Origin of the sequence: Micromonospora chokoriensis (genome assembly GCF_900091505.1) — a bacterium.
GTDB lineage: Bacteria > Actinomycetota > Actinomycetes > Mycobacteriales > Micromonosporaceae > Micromonospora > Micromonospora chokoriensis.
The window spans coordinates 1,649,409-1,670,060 of sequence record NZ_LT607409.1; the positions used below are offsets into that span (position 1 = coordinate 1,649,409).

The window sequence follows — 20,652 nt, forward strand, 5'->3', positions numbered from 1 at the left end:
ACGAAGTCCACCTCAAGTTGTCGGTCGCTGCCGGACCATGTTGGGTGGATATTCGCGGGCGGCCGACAGTCAGGATCGCCCGTCGGACACGCGGCCGGCCCGGAACGGGTCGCGCCGGGACACGGAAGGCGGGCACATGCGCGCACGCACACGTCTGGCCATCGGCGCGGTCAGCGCCGTCGCCGGGGCGGCACTCCTCACCGGCTGCGGTGACGCCGGCTCGTCCGGCACCGACGCACCTGCGACCAGCGCCTCCGGCGCCGGCTGCGCGCCGGTCGCCGGTCAGCAGCTCATCGCCCTGCAGGACGACAAGAAGCTCCAGAACTCCGACAACGTCATCCCGGCGGTCAACAGCAAGGCCGCCAACCCGCAGCTGATCGCTGCACTGGACAAGGTCTCCGCGGCGCTGGACACCCCGAAGCTGATCCAGCTCAACAAGGCCGTGAACGACGAGCGCAAGACCCCGAAGGTGGCGGCCGAGGAGTTCGCGACGGCCAACAACCTCACCGCGGGTATCGCCAAGGGCCCGGGCGGCCAGATCACCGTGGGCGCCGGCAACTTCGCCGAGAGTCAAATCCTGGGCGAGCTGTACCGGATCGCGCTCACCGCCGCCGGCTACCAGGTCAAGGTGCAGCAGATCGGCAACCGGGAGCTGTACGCGCCGGCGCTGGAGAAGGGCGAGATCCAGGTCGTCCCGGAGTACGCGGCGACGATGGCCGAGTTCCTCAACACCAAGGCCAACGGTCCGAACGCCCAGCCGGTCTCCTCGCCCGACATCAACACGACGGTGACCGCGCTCAAGGCCGAGGGCGACAAGGCCGGCCTGACCTTCGGCACCCCGGCCGCCGCACAGGACCAGAACGCCTTCGCGGTGACCCAGGCCTTCGCCGACAAGTACGGCGTGCGGACCCTCTCCGAGCTGGCGGCGAAGTGCTCCGGTAGCGCGACGGTGCTGGGGGGCCCGCCGGAGTGCGAGCAGCGCCCGTTCTGCAAGCCGGGCCTGGAGAAGACGTACGGGCTGTCGGTCGGCAAGTTCTCCTCGCTGGACCAGGGTGGGCCGCTGACCAAGAGCGGTCTGCGCGACGGCTCGATCAGCGTGGGTCTGATCTTCTCGTCGGACAGCGCGTTCGCGACGAGCTGAGCATTCTCTGTGGCGCTGAGGACGCCCCCGCCCGGACCGGGCGGGGGCGTCCGCGCGTCCGGGACCCCGTTCCCTCCGCCGGATCTCCTCGGTAGGCTGCACATCCATGCCAGCCCCGGCCACCTCTGACGCCCGGCGTCAACCACCGCTGCTGACCGTCCTCTTCTGGGTGGGCGTCGCCCTGGCGCCGGTGGCGGCACTGATCCTGCTGGTCGCCGACGGCAACGGCCCGCTGCGCTTCGCCGCGGTGCTGGCCATCGTCGCTGTGGTGCTGATCGGTCTCTCCATCGCGCTGCGCCCCGACGCGGAGGAGGGCGCCTCGGCGCGGGTCGACGAGGTGCTGGACGAGATCGAGGAACTCCGCCGGGAGTTGCGCGCCGAGATCGTGGCCGCCGCCCAGCGCGGTAACCAGGCCCTCGACCAGGCGCAACGGGCGCAGGAGGGGATCGGCGCGATCCGCCGCCGTCTCGACGCCAGCGGTGCCGCCCTCGCCGGTGCCGTTCCCGCCGCCGATCCGGCGGGTGCCGGGCGGGCGCGGGTGCCGGCCGGTGAGCCGCCCGTGGACGAGGTGCCGGTGGCCCGAAGCCGGGTCCAGGCGCCAGGTGACGCGTCAGCCGGCCGCGCACGGGTCTCCGCCCCGGACGACACACCCCGACGGGCTCGCCCCGAGCGGATGGCCCACGACGAGTCGGCGTACCCGAGGGAGGCCGCCGAACCGCCGGCCGCCGCCGGAATGTACGGCGCGGAACGACCGGGCGGCACCGCGTACGGGTCGGCCCGCCCCCGGGAGCACGACCGCCCCGACCCCGGACACCGGTCGGCAGGCGTCGTCCGGCACACCGAGACCGTGCACGTCACCACCCGGCACACGGTGGTGGACGGCGGGCACCCTGAGCGCGCAGGACGCTACGCCGGGCAGTGGACCCCTCCGGCGCAGGAGTGGAGCCGGGGCGCCGAGCGCCGCACGCCGGAGTTCGAGGAGGACGAGTCGGGCTGGGCGGGCCGCCCTGACGAGCCGGAGTGGACCGATCCGCGCGACGCGTACGCCCACGCCGACGAGCCTGCTGCGGCCCGGTCGCATCGCACGCCGGAGGGGCCGGCTTCGCGCTCCTGGGACAGCCCGGACGATCGCGGCTGGTCGGAGCAGCGTGACCGGGCGGGCGCCGCACCGCAGTCCGGGCCGCCGCTGCGGGCGGACGACACCGGTGAGTACTGGTCGCAGTTGCGGGCCGGTGACCGGTGGGCTGCCGTCCGCGACGACGAGAACGGCCGTGAGCTGCGGGTCGGCGAGCGCAGGGCCGAGGTGCACGCCGATGCCAGCGGTACCGAGTACCGGATGGCCGACCGCTGGGCGGCCGTCCGACACGAGGACCCGCGCCGCCACGAGGAGCCGCGCCGCCACGAGGAGCCGCGCCGCCACGAGGAGCCGCGCGGTTACGACGAGCCGCGCCGCCGTGGGGAGCCCGAGGCGTACCACCAGGACATGCCGGCGCGTCGGCACGATCGCGACGGTGGCTGGCGGGGTGAGCCGGCGGGCCGGCCGGCGCTGCCGGAGGGCGGCGTCCCGGTGCCGGACGAGTGGCGCCCACCGCGCCAGCGCGGCCACCAGGCGGAACCCGTCCCGGAGCGGCCCGGTCGCCGCCGGGTCGACGAGCGCTACGGCTACCCGCCGCAGGACGACGTGCCGCGTGCCGGCGGTGCCCCGCCCGACCGCTGGCGCTGACCGGTCAGGCGGTCCCTGTCACTTGTCGATGTCCCCGACGACGAAGAACATCGAGCCGAGAATCGCGATCAGGTCCGGGACCAGGCAGCCGGGGAGCAGGGTGGCCAACGCCTGCACGTTCGCGTACGAGGCGGTGCGCAGCTTCAACCGCCACGGCGTCTTCTCGCCCCGGGACACCAGGTAGTAGCCGTTGATGCCGAGCGGGTTCTCCGTCCAGGCGTAGGTGTGCCCCTCCGGAGCCTTGAGCACCTTCGGCAGTCGGGTGTTGATCGGCCCGGTCAACTGGTCCACCCGGTCGAGGCACTGCTCGGCGAGGTCCAGTGACGCGTACACCTGGTCGAGCAGCACCTCGAAGCGGGCGTGACAGTCGCCGGCGGTGCGGGTGACCACGGGCACGTCCAGCTCGTCGTACGCCAGGTAGGGGTCGTCGCGGCGCAGGTCCAGATCGAGCCCGGAGGCGCGGGCCACCGGCCCGGAAGCCCCGAACGCGGCGGCGTCCGCGGCGGACAGCACGCCCACGCCAACGGTCCGGGCCAGGAAGATCTCGTTGCGGCGGATGAGGTGGTCCAGGTCGGGCAGCCGCCGTCGTACCTCACCGATCGCCGCGCGGGCCCGACCGGTCCAGCCGTAGGGCACCTCCTCCTTGAGGCCGCCCACCCGGTTGAACATGTAGTGGATCCGGCCTCCGGAGACCTCCTCCATCACCGCCTGGATCGTCTCCCGCTCCCGGAAGGCGTAGAAGATCGGCGTGATCGCCCCGATCTCCAACGGGTACGAACCGAGGAACATCAGGTGGTTGAGCACCCGGTTCAGCTCCGCGAGGGCCATCCGCAGCCAGGTGGCCCGCTCGGGCACCTCCATGCCCATCAGGCGTTCCACGGCGAGCACCACACCCAGCTCGTTGGAGAACGCCGAGAGCCAGTCGTGCCGGTTGGCCAGGACGATGATCTGCCGGTAGTCGCGTACCTCGAACAGCTTCTCCGCACCCCGGTGCATGTAACCGACGATCGGTTCGCAGGCGACGACCCGCTCGCCGTCGAGCACCAGCTTCAGCCGCAGCACACCGTGTGTCGAGGGGTGCTGCGGGCCGATGTTCAGCACCATGTCGGTGCCGAGCTGCTGGTCGCCGGTGCCGGCGACCAGGCCGGCCCCGGTGCCGACGGTCAGTTCGCGGAGGGCCCCGGCGTCGGTGGTCATGCCCGTCATCGTGCCACGGCCGGGCCGAGCGGGATGCCGACCGGTTGGCGCAGCCACCAGTGCCCGCCGAGCCCGGCCGGATCGGTCAGCTCGGCCACCGCCGACGCCGCGGCCAGCGCCCGCACGTACCCCGCCGGGTCACTAGCGGCCAGGCTGAGCGGCGGTCGGCCGCCGTCGGCCCCGAGCGCCCGCAGCGCCTCGGACTGCGAGACCAGGGAGTACGCGCACCGGGCGACCTCCGCGCCGGCGGAGGCGACCGAGTCCATGGCCACGTGCGCCGTCACATCAGTCGACCCGTCCGGAACCGGAGACACCTGCCGCCCACCCCGGTACCCGGTCAACGTCCCGTCAACCGGCCGGTCGACGCGCAGGTGTCCGTAGTCCACAGCCACCGCGAGCCCTCGGTCGATCCGCCCTACTGCGGTGGCCCAGGCCTCGTCCCGGGTCCACCCGATTTCTGCCCGGAAACCCGACTCGCTTTCGCTTGTCGTACCGATCGAGGTCGGATCAGGGTCCGCGTGGGGCTGGCTCGTGGGGCGGGGCCACCAGGTGGTCAGCCACTCAAGATCGTCGGGGGTGGCCGGCTCGCCGATCGTCTCCACGCCGCTCTCGGGGTCGACCAGCACATATCGCCAGCCATCGGCGGTGTGCACCGCCACGTCGAGTGGGACGTTGTCCAGCCACTCGGTGGCGATCAACAGTCCGGTGATGCCCTCGGGAATCTCAGCGGTCCAGTTGATCTCTGCGGGCAGGTTGTCGGGGCGGGGCGCGTACTCGACGGCGGTGAAGTGCACACGTTCCCTGAGCGACGGACGTGCGGCGGTCGTGGGAGTCAGGGTTTCCGGGGAGCCCGACCACGGAGGGATCAAGCCTGACCGCCCGGAGTGGGCGGGCTCCCCGGAAACCCCCACCGCGAGTCCGACGAGAGCCCGCAGCAGCTCTCCACGCCCAGCGCCCACGTCGACCACGTCGAGTCGGTAGGGGTGTCCGAGGGCGGTGTCCACCTCGACAATCAGGCGTAGCAGCGCGCCGGCGAAGGCTGGGGAGGCGTGCACGCTGGTTCGGAAGTGATCGGCCGGCCCGGTGCCGGCGACGAAGAAACCGTCCGGCCCGTAGAGGGCCTGGCTCATCGCGTCCCGCCAGGCGATCGGCATCTGTCAGCTCCGAGTCCAGGGGGCAGAGGAGTGCGCGGTGATCAGGTGATGAGAAGTAGGTCGAGACCGATCCCGGCCCCTATCTTTCATCACCTGATCACGATGCCGCAGGGGACCCTTATTTCGGTGGTGAAGGTTTTCACACATGCTTGTCCTGGTTCGGCGGGCCGGGCGCATACTTGCGATCGACCGGTACCCCTTCTCGAGGACTGGATCGTCGTCATGAGCGCACCGTTGCGCCCGCGTCCGGCCGCCCCGCACGGGCCTGCCGTCTCGCGGGATCGTGTCGTTCTCGGCACCCCCCGCCTCCTGACCGTCGGTGTCATCGGCGCCGGTCGGGTCGGAGCCGTCCTGGGTGCCGCACTCGCCGCCGCCGGGCACCGGGTGGTCGCCGTCGCCGGCGGCTCCGGAGCGAGCCGTGCCCGGCTGGCGCTGCTGCTGCCCGAGGTGCCCCGCCGTCCGGTCGCCGACGTGGCGCACACCGCCGCCGACCTGCTGCTCATCGCGGTGCCGGACGACGCGCTGGCCGCCGTGGTGACCGACCTCGCCGAGCGGGGCGCTCTGCACCCCGGTCAGGTGGTCGCGCACACCTCCGGCGCGCACGGTCTCGCCGTGCTGGCGCCGGCCGCCGAGGTGGGCGCCCAACCGCTCGCCCTGCACCCCGCGATGACCTTCACCGGTACGCCGGACGACCTGGCCCGGCTGGCCGGCATCTCGTACGGGGTGACCGCCCCGACCCCGCTGCGCCCACTGGCCGCCCGACTGGTGACCGACCTGGGCGGCGTGCCCGAGTGGGTGGCCGAGTCGGACCGCCCGCTGTACCACGCCGCGCTGGCCCACGGCGCTAACCACCTGGTGACCCTGGTGAACGAGGCGACCGACCGGCTGCGCGACGCCGGGGTGGACCGGCCGGAGAAGGTGCTCGCCCCGCTGCTGCGGGCCGCCCTGGAGAACGCGCTGCGACTGGGCGACGACGCCCTGACCGGGCCGGTCTCCCGGGGCGACGCGGGCACCGTCGAGCGGCACCTGACCCGGTTGGCCGCCACCGCCCCGGAGTCCGTTCCCGCGTACCTGGCGTTGGCCCGGCGTACCGCCGACCGGGCGATCGCTGCCGGACGGCTGCGGCCGGTGGACGCGCAGTCGCTGCTCGGCGTCCTGGCCGACAGCAGTCGGGAGGTGTCGCTATGACGCAGGTGGTGCACACGCGTGCCGAGTTGGCCGAGGCCCGGGCCGCCCTGAAGGGCACGGTCGGGGTGGTGATGACCATGGGCGCGCTGCACTCCGGGCACGAGACGTTGCTGCGCGCGGCCCGGGAACAGGCCGACCACGTACTGGTGACGATCTTCGTGAACCCGTTGCAGTTCGGGCCGAACGAGGACTTCGACAGGTACCCGCGCACCCTCGACGCTGACCTGGAGGTGTGCCGCCGGGCGGGGGCCGACCTGGTCTTCGCCCCGTCGGTGGCCGACATGTATCCGGACGGCCAGCCCCGCGTACGCCTCGATCCGGGCCCGCTCGGCGCGGAGCTGGAGGGCGCGAGTCGCCCCGGCTTCTTCCACGGCGTCCTCACCGTGGTGTTGAAGCTGCTCCAGCTCACCCGGCCGGACCTGGCGTTCTTCGGCGAAAAGGACTACCAGCAGCTGACCCTGGTCCGGCGGATGACCCGGGACCTGGACGTGCCGGTGGAGGTGGTCGGCGTGCCGACCGTCCGAGAGCCGGACGGGCTGGCGTTGTCGAGCCGCAACCGCTACCTGAGCGAGCCGGAGCGGGCCGCCGCGCTGAGCCTGTCCGCCGCGTTGCGGGCCGGTGCGCGGGCCGCCGACGACGGTCGGGACGCGGGCGCGGTGCTGAGCGCCGCACACGCCGCGTTCGGTGCCGGTACGCCCGGTGCCCGCCTCGACTACCTGGTGCTCACCGACCCCGAGCTGGAGCCGGGGCCGGTGTCCGGGCCCGCCCGGCTGGTGATCGCCGCCTGGGTGGGCGCCACCCGGTTGATCGACAACGCGGCCGTCCACCTCGCCCCGCGTCCCTGACGCGACCGCACCGACCTCCACCAACCTTGCGAAAGGCCACCCCGATGTTGCGGACCATGCTCAAGTCGAAGATCCACCGCGCCACGGTGACCCAGGCCGACCTGCACTACGTCGGTTCCGTGACGGTGGACGAGGATCTGCTCGACGCCGCCGACCTGATCCCCGGTGAGCAGGTGGCGATCGTGGACATCACCAACGGCGCCCGGCTGGAGACGTACGTGATCCCGGGCGAGCGGGGCAGCGGCGTGATCGGCATCAACGGTGCCGCCGCGCACCTCGTGCACCCCGGTGACCTGGTCATCCTCATCTCGTACGGGCAGATGGACGACGCCGAGGCCCGGTCGTACCGTCCGCGGGTGGTGCACGTGGACGCCGACAACCGGGTGATCGAGTTGGGCGCCGACGCGGCAGCGGTGGCACCCGGCATGGTCGGTGACCCGGTGCCGAGCCCCCTGGGCGTGTCCGCTGTCTGATCCCCTGCGAGGCGATTCCGGTCTGTCACCGGAAGGTCATTAGCGGTTACCCTGGGGTACTGGCGTAAGCCGGTCGGTGGCTGGGGGAGGCCGCGATGCGCCGTGCCATGACGACAGTGCTCGTCGCTGCCGGGGCAGCGTTGTTACTGGTCGGCTGCGCCGGCTCGGGTGGCCTGGACGGTGACCTGACCGACGACTGGGCGGCGCTGCCGCCACCGTCGGCGTTCACCCCGTCCGCCGGTGTGTGCCAGGCCGCCGACTTCACCGAGGTGGTCACCCTGGCCAGTTACGAGCCGGTGGACTGCGCCGGTCCGCACCGGCTGGAGACCGTGCACGTGGGGGTGTTTCCCGTCGAGCGGGCGAGCGCCCCGGCAAGCGGGTCGGTCGAGTTGCGGGGCGCGTTCGCCGAGTGCGACACCCGGGCGACCGGCTACGTGGGCGACGACTGGCGGGCGGGTCGGCTGCGTCTCTCCGTGGCTCTGCCGTCCGGCCCGGGCTGGGGTGCGGGTTCCCGCTGGTTCCGGTGCGACCTGACCGAGTTGACGACCACCGAGGCGGGGGCCACGGTGGTGGTCCGGTCCGGCAGCCTGCGCGACGCGTTGAAGGGGCAGTCCGGGCTTCGGCTCGGTTGCCAGCAGACCCGCGTGGCGGCCGGCCGGGGTGTGCAGACGCTGGTGCCGGTGGAGTGCGCCCGGCAGCACGACGCCGAGTTCGTCGGGGTGTGGCGTGCGCCGGACATGCCGTACCCGACCCGGGACGCCGACTGGGCTCCCCTCTACACCGGGTGCCGCAGCGCCCTCAGCCGGTACGTGGGCGTGCCGGACGACGCCGACCTGCGCTTTCGCAGTGGTGTGGTGGTCCGTCCACCGGGGGCGGGGCGGTGGAAGGTCGGGGACCGGGGTGTCCGCTGTTACCTGTGGCTCAGCAACCGTACGGTGACCGCCTCGCTGAAGGGCGCGGGCCCGGCCGGTCTTCCGGTTCGGACGAAGTGACACTGAGCCCCCCGGCCGGCGCGCCGCGGACGGCGGCGGACGGCGTAGCCGAAAACACTCGTCCCGCCCCCGCCGCCCCGGGCGAGGATCGTTCGGGTTGACTGGGAGGATGGACGTTCCGACCGTCGACCTGCCGGCCCTGCCCACGTTGCTGGCCGCGCCCGCTCCCGGCTGGGTGGAGACCACCGACGTGATCGTGGTGGGTTCCGGGGTCGCCGGGCTGACCGCGGCGCTGCACCTGCGCGAGGCGGGCCTGCACGTCACGGTGGTCACCAAGGTCAACATCGACGACGGTTCGACCAGGTGGGCACAGGGCGGCATCGCCGCCGTGCTGGACCCGACGGACACTCCGGCGGCGCATGCCCGGGACACCGAGATCGCCGGTGTCGGGCTCTGCGACCCGGCGGCGGTCCGGGTGCTGGTCGAGGAGGGCCCCACCCGGCTGCGCGAGTTGATCCGCATCGGGGCTGAGTTCGATCGTCATCCGGACGGCTCCCTGATGCTGACCCGTGAGGGTGGACACCGGGCCGACCGGATCGTGCACGCGGGTGGCGACGCGACCGGTGCGGAGGTGCAGCGGGCTCTGCACGCCGCGGTGCAGCGCGACCCGTGGATCCGGTTGTTCGAGCACGCCCTGGTGCTGGACCTGCTCCGTGCTCCCGGGGGCGGCCCGGACGGGCTCGGCCCGGCCTGCGGGATCACAGTGCACGTGCTCGGCGAGGGGAGCGAGGACGGCGTCGGGGCGTTGCTGGCCCGAGCGGTGGTGCTCGCCACCGGGGGGATGGGGCAGATCTTCTCGGCCACCACCAACCCGGCGGTCTCCACCGGGGACGGGGTGGCGCTGGCGCTGCGGGCCGGCGCGGCGGTGACCGACGTGGAGTTCGTCCAGTTCCACCCGACTGCTCTGATCACCCCGTCCGGCGAGGGGGTGCCCGGCGCGGGCCACGCGCAGCAGCCGTTGGTCTCGGAGGCGCTGCGGGGCGAGGGCGCGTACCTGGTGGACTCCGACGGCAAGCGGTTCATGGTCGGCCAGCACGAGTTGGCCGAACTGGCGCCCCGGGACGTGGTGGCCAAGGGCATCCACCGGGTGCTGCTGGCGTCCGGCGCGGACCACGTCTTCCTCGACGCGCGGCACCTGGGCGGGGACTTCCTGGCCGGGCGGTTCCCCACGATCGTGGCGTCGTGTCTGTCGATCGGCGTGGACCCGGCGACCGACTTGATCCCGGTGGCGCCCGCCGCCCACTACGCCTCCGGCGGTGTCCGCACCGACCTGCGCGGTCGCACCTCCATCCCCGGCCTGTACGCGTGCGGTGAGGTGGCCTGCACGGGCGTGCACGGCGCGAACCGGCTGGCGAGCAACTCCCTGCTGGAGGGCCTGGTCTTCTCCCGGCGGATCGCCGAGGACATCGCCGCCGGCCTGCCCGAGCAGGTGCAGCCGGCCGACACGGGTGCCTGGCGTGGCGGTGCGGGTTGGGTGCTGCCCGCCGAGGTGACGCCGACCCTGCAACGGTCGATGACCCGGGGTGCCGGGGTGCTCCGGTCCGCGACGACGCTGGCCGAGACCGCCGGAACGCTCACCGAGCTGGGCGCTGCCCGGGGCCGGCCGCGGACCGCCGACTGGGAGGCGACGAATCTGCTCACCGTGGCGTCGACGCTGGTGGCTGCCGCGTACGCACGCGGTGAGACGCGGGGTTGCCACTGGCGGGAGGACTTCCCGACGGCCGACGAGAGGTGGCTGGGCCATTTGGTCGGGTCGGTCGGGGTGCAGGGCCGGGTGACGCAACAGTGGGAGGGAAATTTGTGATCGAGTCGACGGAGACGGCGTTGCGGGCGGCCGGTCTGGATCCGGCCGGGGTGCGGCAGGTGATCGAGACCGCGCTGGTCGAGGATCTGGGTCCGGATTTCCTGGACGTCACCAGCGTGGCCACCATCGGGGCGGAACAGACGGACACCGCCGACCTGGTGGCCCGCGCGGACGGGGTGCTGGCCGGGATGGCCGTGGCCGCAGCCGTGTTCGAGCTGGTGGGCGAGGTGACGGGCTTCGGTCGTACCGTCGAGGTGTCGGTGCTGGCCCGGGACGGCGAGCGGGTGGCGCGCGGCGCGGTGCTGGCGACGGTGACCGGCCCGACCCGGTTGCTGCTGACCGCCGAGCGGACGGCGCTCAACCTGCTCTGCCGGATGTCCGGGGTGGCGACGCACACCCGCGCCTGGGCGGACGCCCTGGCCGGCACGAAGGCGATGGTGCTGGACACCCGGAAGACGACGCCGGGGCTGCGGGCGTTGGAGAAGTACGCGGTACGGGCCGGTGGGGGCACCAACAAGCGGATGGGCCTCTACGACGTCGCCATGATCAAGGACAACCACAAGCTGGCGGCGGGCAGCATCACGGCTGCCTACCGGCGCGTCCGGGAGGCGTTCCCGGAGGTGCCGGTGCAGGTGGAGGTGACCTCTGTCGACGAGGCGGTGGAGGCCGTGGAGGCCGGGGCGGACTTCCTGTTGTGCGACAACATGACGCCCGAGGTGTTGGCCGAGACGGTGACCGCGGTGGGTGACCGGGCGGAGTTGGAGGCGACCGGCGGGCTGACCCTGGAGGTGGCGGGTCGGTACGCGGCCACCGGCGTCGACTTCCTCTCGGTGGGCGCGCTGACCCACTCGTCGCCGATCCTGGACATCGCGCTGGACCTGCGCATCGAGTAGTTGTCTAGGCTGCGTGGGTGCTGCTCTGCATCGACATCGGAAACACCAACACCGTGCTGGCGACCTTCGACGGCGACAAGCTGGTGCACTCCTGGCGGATCAAGACCGATGCCCGCTCGACGGCGGACGAGCTGGGCCTGATGTTCCGGGGCCTGCTCGCCGGGGACAACGTCGAGATCACCGGGGTGGCCGCCTGCTCCACGGTGCCGGCGGCGCTGCGGTCGCTGCGGACCATGCTGAGCCGCTACTACGCCGACCTGCCGAGCGTCGTCGTCGAGCCCGGGGTGCGCACCGGTGTGCAGTTGGCGATCGACAACCCGAAGGAGGTGGGTTCCGACCGGGTGGTGAACACCCTGGCCGCGTACACCCTCTACGGTGGGCCGTCGATCGTCGTGGACTTCGGCACCACCACCAACTTCGACGTGATCAGCGAGCGCGGTGAGTTCCTCGGCGGCGCGTTCGCCCCGGGCATCGAGATCTCGTTCGACGCGTTGGCCGCCCGGGCGGCGCAGCTGCGCAAGGTCGAGGCCACCAAGCCCCGGTCGGTGATCGGCAAGAACACCGTGGAATGCCTCCAGGCCGGCCTGTACTTCGGCTTCGCCGGCCAGGTGGACCGCATCGTCGAGCGGATGACCGAGGAGTTGGGCGAGGTGCGGGCAGTGATCGCCACCGGCGGCCTCGCCTCCCTGGTGATCAACGAGTGCCGGAGCATCACCCACCACGAGCCGATGATCACCTTGATCGGCCTGCGGATGGTCTACGAGCGCAACAGGTGACCCCGGCCGTGGCCGGTGGCGGGTCCGCGCGGGGTGTCAGCGCCGCCGGGCGCGCAGGACGATCGTGCGGTACGGCAGCTCGACGGTCTCCCGGCCGGTCAGGTCGGGGTGGGTGGCCAGAAGCTCCCGCAGCTCCCGGTCGATCGTCGCCCGCCGGTCGTCCGGGGCGGTGAGCCAGTACGAGCGGGTGTGCAGCATCGCGATGAGGTCGTCCGGTGTGAGGCTGGTGTGGTGGCTGAACTCGCCCTGCTCGATCGGCTCGAACGCCGGGCCGAAACTGGTGTACCTCTCGACCACGTTGCCGGCGTTGTCCCCCAGGTGCGCGATCCGACCCAGCTCGGCGACCCAGTCCACCCGATCGTCGCGCATGTTCCAGATGGGGGCGAACGTCCCACCGGGCCGCAGCACCCGCGCGATCTCGGCGTGCGCCACCTCCCGGTCGAACCAGTGGTACGCCTGCCCCACCACCACCGCGTCGGCGACTCCGTCGGGCAGCGGCAGAGACTCCGCCCCGCCGGCCAGCGCCGTGAGGCCCGGGGTGGCGGCCGCCAGCTGGGCGCGCATGTCCGGGTCCGGTTCCACGGGGGTCACCTCGTGGCCCAGGGCGAGCACCCCGCGGGTGAGGATGCCGGTGCCCGCGCCCAGGTCGACGACCCGCGCGGCACTCCCCAGCCCGTCCAGCGCCCACCGCACGGCCCGATCCGGGTAACGGGGTCGGAAGCGGTCGTACTCGGCTGCCGCCGCACCGAACGAGAGGGCCTGAGTGTGATCCGCCATGCCGCGCAGGTTATCCGTTAACGGCCCGATGAGGGCTTGAGTACGCTCGGGCCTGACCCCGCCGACAATCCTTCGTTGAGGAAGCGTGCCGTGAGCGAGCAGAACGCCGTGCCAGTGGACCCCGCCGACGACCTTCCCGAGCAGATGAAGGTCCGCCGGGAGAAGCGGGACCGGATGCTCGCCGACGGCGTCGAGCCCTACCCGGTCGGTTTCTCCCGTACGACCACGCTGGCGCAGGTCCGGGAGCGCTACGCCGACCTGCCCACCGACACCGCGACCGGTGACCAGGTCGCTGTCACCGGTCGGGTGATCTTCGTACGCAACACCGGCAAGCTCTGCTTCGCGACCCTACGGGACGGCGACGGCACCGAGTTGCAGGCGATGCTCTCCCTGGACCGGGTCGGGCCGGAGCGGCTGGAGGCCTGGAAGCGCCTGGTCGACCTCGGTGACCACGTCGGCGTCACCGGTGAGGTGATCACCAGTCGCCGCGGTGAGCTGTCGGTGCTGGCCCAGCAGTGGGAGATGACCGCCAAGGCGCTGCGCCCGCTGCCGGTGGCGCACAAGCCGCTCTCCGAGGAGGCCCGCGTCCGGCAGCGTTACGTCGACCTGATCGTCCGGCCGCAGGCACGGGAGATGGTCCGTACCCGGGCGGCCACCGTCCGCAGTCTGCGCGATTCGCTGCACGGGCAGGGCTTCATCGAGGTGGAAACGCCGATGTTGCAACTGCTTCATGGTGGTGCGACGGCCCGACCGTTCGTGACCCACAGCAATGCGTTGAACACCGATCTGTATCTGCGAATCGCGCCGGAACTGTTTCTCAAGCGCGCGGTGGTTGGTGGCGTCGACCGTGTCTTCGAGATCAACCGCAACTTCCGTAATGAGGGTGTCGACTCTTCGCACTCGCCGGAGTTCGCGATGCTGGAGACGTACCAGGCGTACGGGGACTACGACACCATCGGCGAGCTGACCCGCAATCTCGTGCAACAGGCGGCGATCGCGGTGAGCGGTTCGACGGTGGTGACCCACGCCGACGGGCGGGAGTTCGACCTGGGCGGCGAGTGGCGATCCGTGACGCTGTTCGGTGTGCTTTCCGAAGCGCTCGGCGAGGAGGTCACGGTCCGCACCGAGCGTTCCCGCCTGGTGGAGTACGCGGACAAGGTGGGATTGGCGGTCGACCCGAAGTGGGGGCCGGGCAAGCTGGCCGAGGAACTGTTCGAGGAACTTGTCGTTCCCGGCCTGGAGGCGCCCACCTTCGTGCGGGACTACCCGGAGGAGACCAGCCCGCTCACCCGGGCCCACCGCAGCGAGCCGGGCCTGGCCGAGAAGTGGGACCTCTACGTGCTCGGTTTCGAGCTGGGCACCGGGTACTCCGAGCTGGTCGACCCGGTCGTGCAGCGCGAGCGGCTGGTGACCCAGGCGCAGCTGGCGGCCCGCGGCGACGACGAGGCGATGCGTCTCGACGAGGACTTTCTCCGGGCGATGGAGTATGGAATGCCGCCGGCCGGCGGTATGGGAATGGGAATCGACCGCCTGTTGATGGCCCTCACCGGGCTGGGAATTCGGGAAACGATCCTCTTCCCGTTGGTCCGCCCCGAGTAGTCGTGCCCGGCTCACGCCGAGCCGTAACGGCATCCTATTGACGCGGCAAGCAGCTTACGGGTTATTGTGCTCTCGTTAAGCAGGAGCGCCCTGCTCGAAAGGAATGTGGGACGTGGCCAAGCAGATCATTCACAAGCTGGTCGATGACCTGGACGGCGGGGACGCTGACGAGACCGTCAAGTTCGCCCTCGACGGCGTTCAGTACGAGATCGACCTGTCGAAGGCCAACGCCGCTAAATTGCGCGACGCTTTTGCCTCGTACGTGGGTGCCGGCACCAAGGTCGGCCGTGGTGGCGTCGTGATCGGCGGGCGTGCCGCCCGCGGTCGGGGTGGCGCGACCGCCGACCGGGAGCAGAACAAGGCGATCCGGGAGTGGGCCAAGAAGGCCGGCAAGGACATCTCGGACCGGGGTCGTATCCCCCAGGAGATCGTCGACGAGTACCACGCCAAGCGCTGACCAGTCAGCAACCAGGTGGCGAGCAGCCACCGCAGGCGACACCGACGCCGGGCCGGAGCACCTCTCCGGGCCGGCGTCGCCGTCTCCGACGGGCGACCGGTCGTTCCTCCCCGACACCGGCCGGGTGGGCAGCGGGCGGGCGGGAAGCTTTCGTGACCCGGCGGCGTTGTCCACAACCAGTGGAGCAGCTATCCACAACCTGTGGACAACGTCCAAGAGGCCGGACGCGGCGTTCGTCGCGGTCCCGGACCGCCCTCTCCGAGCCCCCGGAAGCGCCTTCGGGGCCCGAATCGGGCACCTGTCGCGTCCGTCGGATTTCGCTCTGCGCGTAGCGACAGGACTACCGGAACACCTCCTGAGCGCGGACGGTTGTCCAAAACGACGTGGAACCGACCCAGAGCAGAGACACACGACCTCAGCTGAGTCGGTCGGCGACGATAGAGTAAGGAGGCACGGACGCCCGTCCCGGACGTTCGTGCACCGGCCCCGCCAAGATCTTGACCATCAAGGCGCACGGCACGTGAGGAGCACGAGGGCATGTTCGAGCGGTTCACCGACCGAGCGCGACGGGTTGTCGTCCTGGCCCAAGAAGAGGCCCGGATGCTCAACCACAACTACATCGGTACGGAACACATCCTGCTGGGCCTGATCCACGAGGGTGAAGGCGTCGCGGCTAAGGCCCTGGAGAGCCTCGGCATCTCCCTGGAGGGCGTCCGCCAGCAGGTCGAGGAGATCATCGGCCAGGGCCAGCAGGCGCCGAGCGGGCACATCCCGTTCACGCCGCGGGCCAAGAAGGTGCTGGAGCTGTCGCTGCGCGAGGCGCTGCAGCTCGGCCACAACTACATCGGCACCGAGCACATCCTGCTCGGGCTGATCCGTGAGGGCGAGGGCGTCGCCGCCCAGGTGCTGGTCAAGCTCGGCGCCGACCTCAACCGGGTCCGCCAGCAGGTGATCCAGCTGCTCTCCGGCTACCAGGGCAAGGAGCCCGCCGCCGCGGGCGCCGCGCCGGGTGAGGCCGCGCCGTCGACCAGCCTGGTGCTGGACCAGTTCGGCCGCAACCTGACCCAGGCCGCCCGCGAGGGCAAGCTCGACCCGGTCATCGGGCGCGAGAAGGAAATCGAGCGGGTCATGCAGGTGCTCTCCCGCCGTACCAAGAACAACCCGGTCCTGATCGGTGAGCCCGGCGTCGGTAAGACCGCCGTGGTGGAGGGGCTGTCTCAGAAGATCATCAAGGGCGAGGTGCCCGAGACTCTGAAGGACAAGCAGCTCTACACGCTCGACCTGGGTGCGCTGGTCGCCGGCTCCCGCTACCGCGGTGACTTCGAGGAGCGCCTCAAGAAGGTGCTCAAGGAGATCCGCACCCGCGGCGACATCATCCTGTTCATCGACGAGATCCACACCCTGGTGGGTGCGGGTGCCGCCGAGGGCGCGATCGACGCCGCCAGCATCCTCAAGCCGATGCTGGCCCGTGGTGAGCTGCAGACCATCGGTGCCACCACCCTCGACGAATACCGCAAGCACCTGGAGAAGGACGCCGCTCTCGAGCGCCGCTTCCAGCCGATCCAGGTGGGTGAGCCCTCGCTGGCGCACACCATCGAGATCCTCAAGGGCCTGCGCGACCGCTACGAGGCGCACCACCGCGTGAGCATCACCGACGCCGCTCTCGTCGCCGCCGCGACTCTGGCCGACCGGTATATCTCCGACCGCTTCCTTCCGGACAAGGCGATCGACCTGATCGACGAGGCCGGCGCCCGGATGCGCATCCGTCGGATGACCGCGCCGCCGGACCTGCGTGACTTCGACGAGCGCATCGCCCAGGTGCGTCGCGACAAGGAGTCCGCGATCGACGCTCAGGACTTCGAGCGCGCCGCTCAGCTGCGTGACAAGGAGAAGCAGCTCCTCGGTCAGAAGGCTCAGCGGGAGAAGGAGTGGAAGGCCGGTGACCTGGACGTCGTCAGCGAGGTCGACGACGAGCAGATCGCCGAGGTGCTCGGCAACTGGACCGGCATCCCGGTCTACAAGCTGACCGAGGAGGAGACCTCGCGCCTGCTGCGCATGGAGGACGAGCTGCACAAGCGCGTCATCGGCCAGGAGGACGCGGTCAAGGCGGTCTCGAAGGCGATCCGGCGTACCCGGGCCGGCCTGAAGGACCCGAAGCGCCCCTCGGGCTCGTTCATCTTCGCCGGTCCGTCCGGTGTCGGTAAGACCGAGCTGTCCAAGGCGCTCGCCGAGTTCCTCTTCGGCAGCGAGGATGCCCTCATCCAGCTGGACATGTCCGAGTTCCACGACCGCTACACGGTCTCCCGGCTCGTGGGTGCCCCTCCCGGCTACGTCGGCTACGACGAGGGCGGGCAGCTGACCGAGAAGGTGCGGCGTCGGCCGTTCTCGGTGGTCCTCTTCGACGAGATCGAGAAGGCCCACCCGGACGTGTTCAACACGCTCCTGCAGATCCTCGAAGACGGTCGGCTCACCGACGGTCAGGGTCGGATCGTGGACTTCAAGAACACGGTCATCATCCTGACCACCAACCTGGGCACCCGTGACGTCGCCAAGGCGGTGTCGCTGGGCTTCCAGGCCTCGGAGGACTCCGAGTCGAACTACGACCGGATGAAGCAGAAGGTCAACGACGAGCTCAAGCAGCACTTCCGGCCTGAGTTCCTCAACCGGATCGACGACACCATCGTCTTCCACCAGCTGCGTCAGGCCGAGATCCTCTCGATCGTGGACATCATGATCCAGCGGATCGAGGGCCAGCTGCGTAACAAGGACATGGGTCTGGAGCTGACCGACAACGCCAAGAAGTACCTGGCGGCGAAGGGCTTCGACCCGGTGCTCGGTGCCCGTCCGCTTCGTCGCACGATCCAGCGCGACATCGAGGACAACCTCTCCGAGCGGATCCTGTTCAACGAGCTGACCCCGGGTCAGATCGTCGTGGTGGACTGCGAGGGCGACCCGAACGACATCGACAAGTCCAAGCTCGTCTTCCGGGGCGCGGAGAAGCCGGTCGAGGTTCCGGACGCTGTTCCGGCCGACCTCGGTGGCACCGCCGCCGGCACCGCGGCAGCGGGCGCCGACGAGTAGCACGACCAGCAGCAAGGGGCGGGGCCCCGGTGGCATGAGCCACCGGGGCCCCGCCTTTCGCTGTTCGCACGGGTCACACCCGAGCGCCGGCCCGCCTCGCGTGCCCGGCCCGGCCCACCGTGCCCGGCCCGGCCCACCGTGCCCGGCCCGGCCCACCGTGCCCGGCCCGGCCCACCGCGCCCGGCCCGCCTGTCTCGCGCCCGCCTGGGAGTGCCCGCGCCGCGCCGTCTCCCCACACCCCGCAAGATCACGCAACATCCTGGATGTAGTGGCCTCCAGCGCGAGTGAGGCCACTACATCCAGGATCGGGCACGATCTTGGCCAGGCCGGGCGGGGTCAGGCTGGGCGGGGCGGCACGGGGATGAATGCCGGACCGGGCCGGTCGAGGGCGCAGCAGGGTTGTGCGGCTGCGGCGGTCAGGTGGTGAGGTCGGCGGCGGGGTGGGACGGACCGTCGCCGACGAGGCGGAAGCTGTCGCTGCCGGCTGCTTCGACGAGACCGTCCTGAACCAGGCCGGCGAGGGCGCGGGCACGCTGGACATCGTCGGTCCAGACCTGGTCCAACCGTTGGTGCGGGACGGGTCCGGTGGATTCCCGCAGCACCCCCAGCAGCAGACCGCGGACCTGTCGGTCGGTGCCCGCGTACCGCTGGGGTCGGCGGGTCGGCCCGGCTGGTGCCTCCTGGCCGGAGGCCCGCCACGCGCAGATCGATTCGACCGGGCAGGCCGTGCAGCGCGGTGACCGGGCCGTGCAGATGACCGCGCCTAGCTCCATGAACGCGGCGCTGGCGAGTGCCGCCGCGGCCGGTTTCTCGGGTAGGAGTTCTTCGGTGGCGACCAGGTCGGCGGGTCTGGTGACCGGGCCGGCATCGGGCTCGCCGGCCACCGCTCGGCTGACCACACGGCGTACGTTGGTGTCGACCACCGGGTGCCGCTGCCCGTACGCGAAGGCGGCCACCGCCCGTGCCGTGTAGGTGCCGACGCCGGGCAGTGCCAGCAGTTGCTCCAACCGGTCCGGCACCTGGCCGCCGTGCCGTTCCACGATGGCGACGGCACAGTCGCGCAGGCGGACCGCCCGACGGGGGTAGCCGAGGCGTCCCCACATCCGGATCGCCTCGGCCTGGGTGTCGGCCGCCAGCGCCGCCGGGTCCGGCCAGCGGGCCAGCCACGCCTGCCAGGCTGGTACGACTCGGACGACGGGCGTCTGCTGGAGCATGACCTCGCTGACCAGGATGGCCCACGGGGTGACGTCGGGTTCGCGCCACGGCAGCCTGCGGGCGTGCTGCTGGAACCATCGGCTGACCAGTGTGGCGAAATCGGGTTGAGTCATGGCGTCGTCGATGATGTCACGCTCCGCGATCCCGGTGGATGGGCGGCTCGGGCGGGGTGCCACGACGGCGCTCGTCGGATCGGAGAGAATGCGCGGATGAACGAGCTCGCGATCACCGTCATCGGTCGGGACCGGCCCGGCATCGTGGCCGACGTCGCCGAGGTGCTGGCCGGACTGGGCGCCAACCTGACCGACAGCACGATGACGCGGCTGCGGGGGCATTTCGCGATGACGCTCATCTGCACCGGGCCGGGCGCGGACGAGGTCGAGGTCGCGTTGGCGCCGCTGGCCGCCGAGGGTCAACTGCTGGCGACGGTACGCGCGGTCACGCCGGACGGGGACGTGCCTCCGGTGGGTGAGCCGTACGTGATGGCGGTGCACGGTTCGGACCGGATGGGCATCGTCGCGGCGATGACGCGGGTGCTCGTCGACGCCGGTGGGAATGTGACGGACCTGAGTACGCGGTTGGCTGGTTCGCTCTACGTGGTGCTGGCCGAGGTGGAGTTGCCGGCCGGTGTGGCCGACACGCTTGTCGACCGGCTGCACCGGACGGCTGGTGAGTTGGGCGTGGAGGTCACGCTCCGGCCGGCGGACCCGGACCTGTTGTGACCGGCGGCGAGAGCGTGCCGGACGTCGGTCTGGGCGGGTGGACGCCTGAGTCGTTGGTCGTGCCGGGTGAGGTGCGGCCGGTGGTGTCGGCCCCGCACCCGGTGTTGAGCCGGGCCGCCGAGGCGGTCGATCCGACGGCGAAGGAGACGGTCCAGCTCGCGGCCGACCTGGTGGCGACGATGCGGGTGTCGCCGGGCTGCGTCGGGCTGGCCGCCCCGCAGGTCGGTGTGGGCGCTCGCGTGTTCGCTGTCGATGTGACGGGGCACCCGAAGGCGGTCACTGTCCATGGCACGTTCGTGCTCTGCAATGCCCGCGTGGTCGAGGCGACTCGGTGGAAGCCGGGCCGGGAGGGGTGCATGTCGGTGCCGGACCTGACCGGGGACGTGAAGCGGGCCAGTCGGCTGGTGGTGGAGGGCGATCTCCCGGGCACGGGCGAGCAGGTCCGGTTGGTGACCGACGGGTTCGAGGCTCGGGCGTTGCAGCATGAGATCGACCACTGTGCGGGTCTGCTCTTCCTTGATCGGGTGGCGGGTGCGCACGCCGTCTACCAGCGGAAGGTCTACCTCTGATCGGCTGCCGGACGGCTCGCCCCTCCGTCCTCAGTGGAGGTTCGTA

18 protein-coding genes are annotated in these 20,652 nt (G+C 71.4%); 14 read left to right on the forward strand and 4 right to left on the reverse strand.

The features are described 5' to 3' along the window. Positions 1-136: 136 nt before the first annotated feature. Entirely contained in the window at positions 137-1,141 is a 1,005-nt protein-coding gene (locus GA0070612_RS07770) for a glycine betaine ABC transporter substrate-binding protein (protein ID WP_088987297.1), read from the forward strand. Positions 1,142-1,247: 106 nt separating this feature from the next. Further along, positions 1,248-2,864 carry a hypothetical protein gene (locus GA0070612_RS07775; RefSeq protein WP_088987298.1) on the forward strand — a complete coding sequence of 539 codons (1,617 nt, stop codon included), beginning with the start codon at positions 1,248-1,250 and terminating at the stop codon, positions 2,862-2,864. Positions 2,865-2,882: 18 nt separating this feature from the next. Here the strand turns inward: GA0070612_RS07775 and GA0070612_RS07780 are convergent, their stop codons facing one another. Next, the gene (locus GA0070612_RS07780; RefSeq protein WP_197699330.1) at positions 2,883-4,070 is read right to left on the reverse strand and encodes an NADH-quinone oxidoreductase subunit D; all 1,188 of its coding nucleotides are present in this window, start codon (positions 4,068-4,070) and stop codon (positions 2,883-2,885) included. Further along, positions 4,067-5,215, reverse strand: coding sequence for an SAM-dependent methyltransferase (locus tag GA0070612_RS07785; protein WP_088987300.1), 1,149 nt, complete (start codon positions 5,213-5,215; stop codon positions 4,067-4,069). Before GA0070612_RS07785 ends, GA0070612_RS07780 begins: the two co-directional genes overlap by 4 nt. 222 nt (positions 5,216-5,437) lie before the next feature. Here GA0070612_RS07785 and GA0070612_RS07790 point away from each other — a divergent pair, with 222 nt between their 5' ends. The 7 genes from GA0070612_RS07790 to GA0070612_RS07820 all read left to right on the forward strand — a co-directional run bounded on the left by GA0070612_RS07790 (position 5,438) and on the right by GA0070612_RS07820 (position 12,186). Then, positions 5,438-6,403 carry a Rossmann-like and DUF2520 domain-containing protein gene (locus GA0070612_RS07790; RefSeq protein WP_088987301.1) on the forward strand — a complete coding sequence of 322 codons (966 nt, stop codon included), beginning with the start codon at positions 5,438-5,440 and terminating at the stop codon, positions 6,401-6,403. Then, positions 6,400-7,248, forward strand: a complete 849-nt coding sequence (panC, locus tag GA0070612_RS07795) for a pantoate--beta-alanine ligase (RefSeq protein ID WP_088987302.1) — start codon at positions 6,400-6,402, stop codon at positions 7,246-7,248. The genes GA0070612_RS07790 and panC overlap by 4 nt, the downstream gene beginning before the upstream one ends. 44 nt (positions 7,249-7,292) lie before the next feature. Continuing rightward, positions 7,293-7,721, forward strand: a complete 429-nt coding sequence (gene panD, locus GA0070612_RS07800; protein ID WP_088987303.1) for an aspartate 1-decarboxylase — start codon at positions 7,293-7,295, stop codon at positions 7,719-7,721. A 95-nt stretch (positions 7,722-7,816) separates the two neighbouring features. Continuing rightward, on the forward strand, positions 7,817-8,713 hold the full coding sequence (locus tag GA0070612_RS07805) for a septum formation family protein (protein ID WP_088987304.1): 897 nt from the start codon (positions 7,817-7,819) through the stop codon (positions 8,711-8,713). 109 nt (positions 8,714-8,822) lie between these two features. Further along, the gene (locus GA0070612_RS07810) at positions 8,823-10,517 is read left to right on the forward strand and encodes an L-aspartate oxidase (protein WP_088987305.1); all 1,695 of its coding nucleotides are present in this window, start codon (positions 8,823-8,825) and stop codon (positions 10,515-10,517) included. Beyond that, on the forward strand, positions 10,514-11,410 hold the full coding sequence (nadC, locus tag GA0070612_RS07815; protein WP_088987306.1) for a carboxylating nicotinate-nucleotide diphosphorylase: 897 nt from the start codon (positions 10,514-10,516) through the stop codon (positions 11,408-11,410). The genes GA0070612_RS07810 and nadC overlap by 4 nt, the downstream gene beginning before the upstream one ends. Before the next feature lie 17 nt (positions 11,411-11,427). After that, positions 11,428-12,186 (forward strand): type III pantothenate kinase, encoded by a 759-nt coding sequence (locus GA0070612_RS07820; protein WP_088987307.1) that lies wholly within the window; start codon positions 11,428-11,430, stop codon positions 12,184-12,186. Positions 12,187-12,222: 36 nt separating this feature from the next. On the opposite strand, the gene GA0070612_RS07825 is transcribed toward GA0070612_RS07820, so the two are convergent. Continuing rightward, complete coding sequence (locus tag GA0070612_RS07825; protein ID WP_088987308.1) at positions 12,223-12,963, reverse strand: class I SAM-dependent methyltransferase; 741 nt, start codon at positions 12,961-12,963, stop codon at positions 12,223-12,225. A 90-nt stretch (positions 12,964-13,053) separates the two neighbouring features. Between GA0070612_RS07825 and lysS the strand changes: the two genes are divergently transcribed. The 3 genes from lysS (at position 13,054) to GA0070612_RS07840 (ending at position 18,100) form a co-directional block, all read left to right on the forward strand. Next, the gene (gene lysS / locus GA0070612_RS07830) at positions 13,054-14,562 is read left to right on the forward strand and encodes a lysine--tRNA ligase (RefSeq protein ID WP_088987309.1); all 1,509 of its coding nucleotides are present in this window, start codon (positions 13,054-13,056) and stop codon (positions 14,560-14,562) included. A 112-nt stretch (positions 14,563-14,674) separates the two neighbouring features. Further along, positions 14,675-15,019 (forward strand): histone-like nucleoid-structuring protein Lsr2, encoded by a 345-nt coding sequence (locus GA0070612_RS07835; protein WP_088991341.1) that lies wholly within the window; start codon positions 14,675-14,677, stop codon positions 15,017-15,019. Positions 15,020-15,556: 537 nt separating this feature from the next. Next, positions 15,557-18,100, forward strand: a complete 2,544-nt coding sequence (locus tag GA0070612_RS07840; protein WP_088987310.1) for an ATP-dependent Clp protease ATP-binding subunit — start codon at positions 15,557-15,559, stop codon at positions 18,098-18,100. Positions 18,101-18,516: 416 nt separating this feature from the next. Here GA0070612_RS07840 and GA0070612_RS07845 read toward each other — a convergent pair whose 3' ends face one another. Continuing rightward, positions 18,517-19,428, reverse strand: a complete 912-nt coding sequence (locus GA0070612_RS07845) for an HhH-GPD family protein (RefSeq protein WP_088991342.1) — start codon at positions 19,426-19,428, stop codon at positions 18,517-18,519. A gap of 96 nt (positions 19,429-19,524) precedes the next feature. Here GA0070612_RS07845 and GA0070612_RS07850 point away from each other — a divergent pair, with 96 nt between their 5' ends. Continuing rightward, positions 19,525-20,037: a glycine cleavage system protein R gene (locus GA0070612_RS07850; protein ID WP_088987311.1), complete on the forward strand. Its 513-nt coding sequence runs from the start codon at positions 19,525-19,527 to the stop codon at positions 20,035-20,037. Positions 20,038-20,051: 14 nt separating this feature from the next. Then, on the forward strand, positions 20,052-20,606 hold the full coding sequence (locus GA0070612_RS07855; RefSeq protein ID WP_088991343.1) for a peptide deformylase: 555 nt from the start codon (positions 20,052-20,054) through the stop codon (positions 20,604-20,606). Positions 20,607-20,652 lie beyond the last annotated feature (46 nt).

Bases quoted from the DNA above. Each gene is read 5' to 3' on its own strand.
- GA0070612_RS07770 (WP_088987297.1), top strand. From the start codon at position 137: ATGCGCGCACGCACACGTCTGGCCATCGGCGCGGTCAGCGCCGTCGCC.
- GA0070612_RS07775 (WP_088987298.1), top strand. From the start codon at position 1,248: ATGCCAGCCCCGGCCACCTCTGACGCCCGGCGTCAACCACCGCTGCTG.
- GA0070612_RS07780 (WP_197699330.1), bottom strand. From the start codon at position 4,070: ATGACGGGCATGACCACCGACGCCGGGGCCCTCCGCGAACTGACCGTC.
- GA0070612_RS07785 (WP_088987300.1), bottom strand. From the start codon at position 5,215: ATGCCGATCGCCTGGCGGGACGCGATGAGCCAGGCCCTCTACGGGCCG.
- GA0070612_RS07790 (WP_088987301.1), top strand. From the start codon at position 5,438: ATGAGCGCACCGTTGCGCCCGCGTCCGGCCGCCCCGCACGGGCCTGCC.
- panC (WP_088987302.1), top strand. From the start codon at position 6,400: ATGACGCAGGTGGTGCACACGCGTGCCGAGTTGGCCGAGGCCCGGGCC.
- panD (WP_088987303.1), top strand. From the start codon at position 7,293: ATGTTGCGGACCATGCTCAAGTCGAAGATCCACCGCGCCACGGTGACC.
- GA0070612_RS07805 (WP_088987304.1), top strand. From the start codon at position 7,817: ATGCGCCGTGCCATGACGACAGTGCTCGTCGCTGCCGGGGCAGCGTTG.
- GA0070612_RS07810 (WP_088987305.1), top strand. From the start codon at position 8,823: ATGGACGTTCCGACCGTCGACCTGCCGGCCCTGCCCACGTTGCTGGCC.
- GA0070612_RS07825 (WP_088987308.1), bottom strand. From the start codon at position 12,963: ATGGCGGATCACACTCAGGCCCTCTCGTTCGGTGCGGCGGCAGCCGAG.
- GA0070612_RS07840 (WP_088987310.1), top strand. From the start codon at position 15,557: ATGTTCGAGCGGTTCACCGACCGAGCGCGACGGGTTGTCGTCCTGGCC.
- GA0070612_RS07845 (WP_088991342.1), bottom strand. From the start codon at position 19,428: ATGACTCAACCCGATTTCGCCACACTGGTCAGCCGATGGTTCCAGCAG.
- GA0070612_RS07850 (WP_088987311.1), top strand. From the start codon at position 19,525: ATGAACGAGCTCGCGATCACCGTCATCGGTCGGGACCGGCCCGGCATC.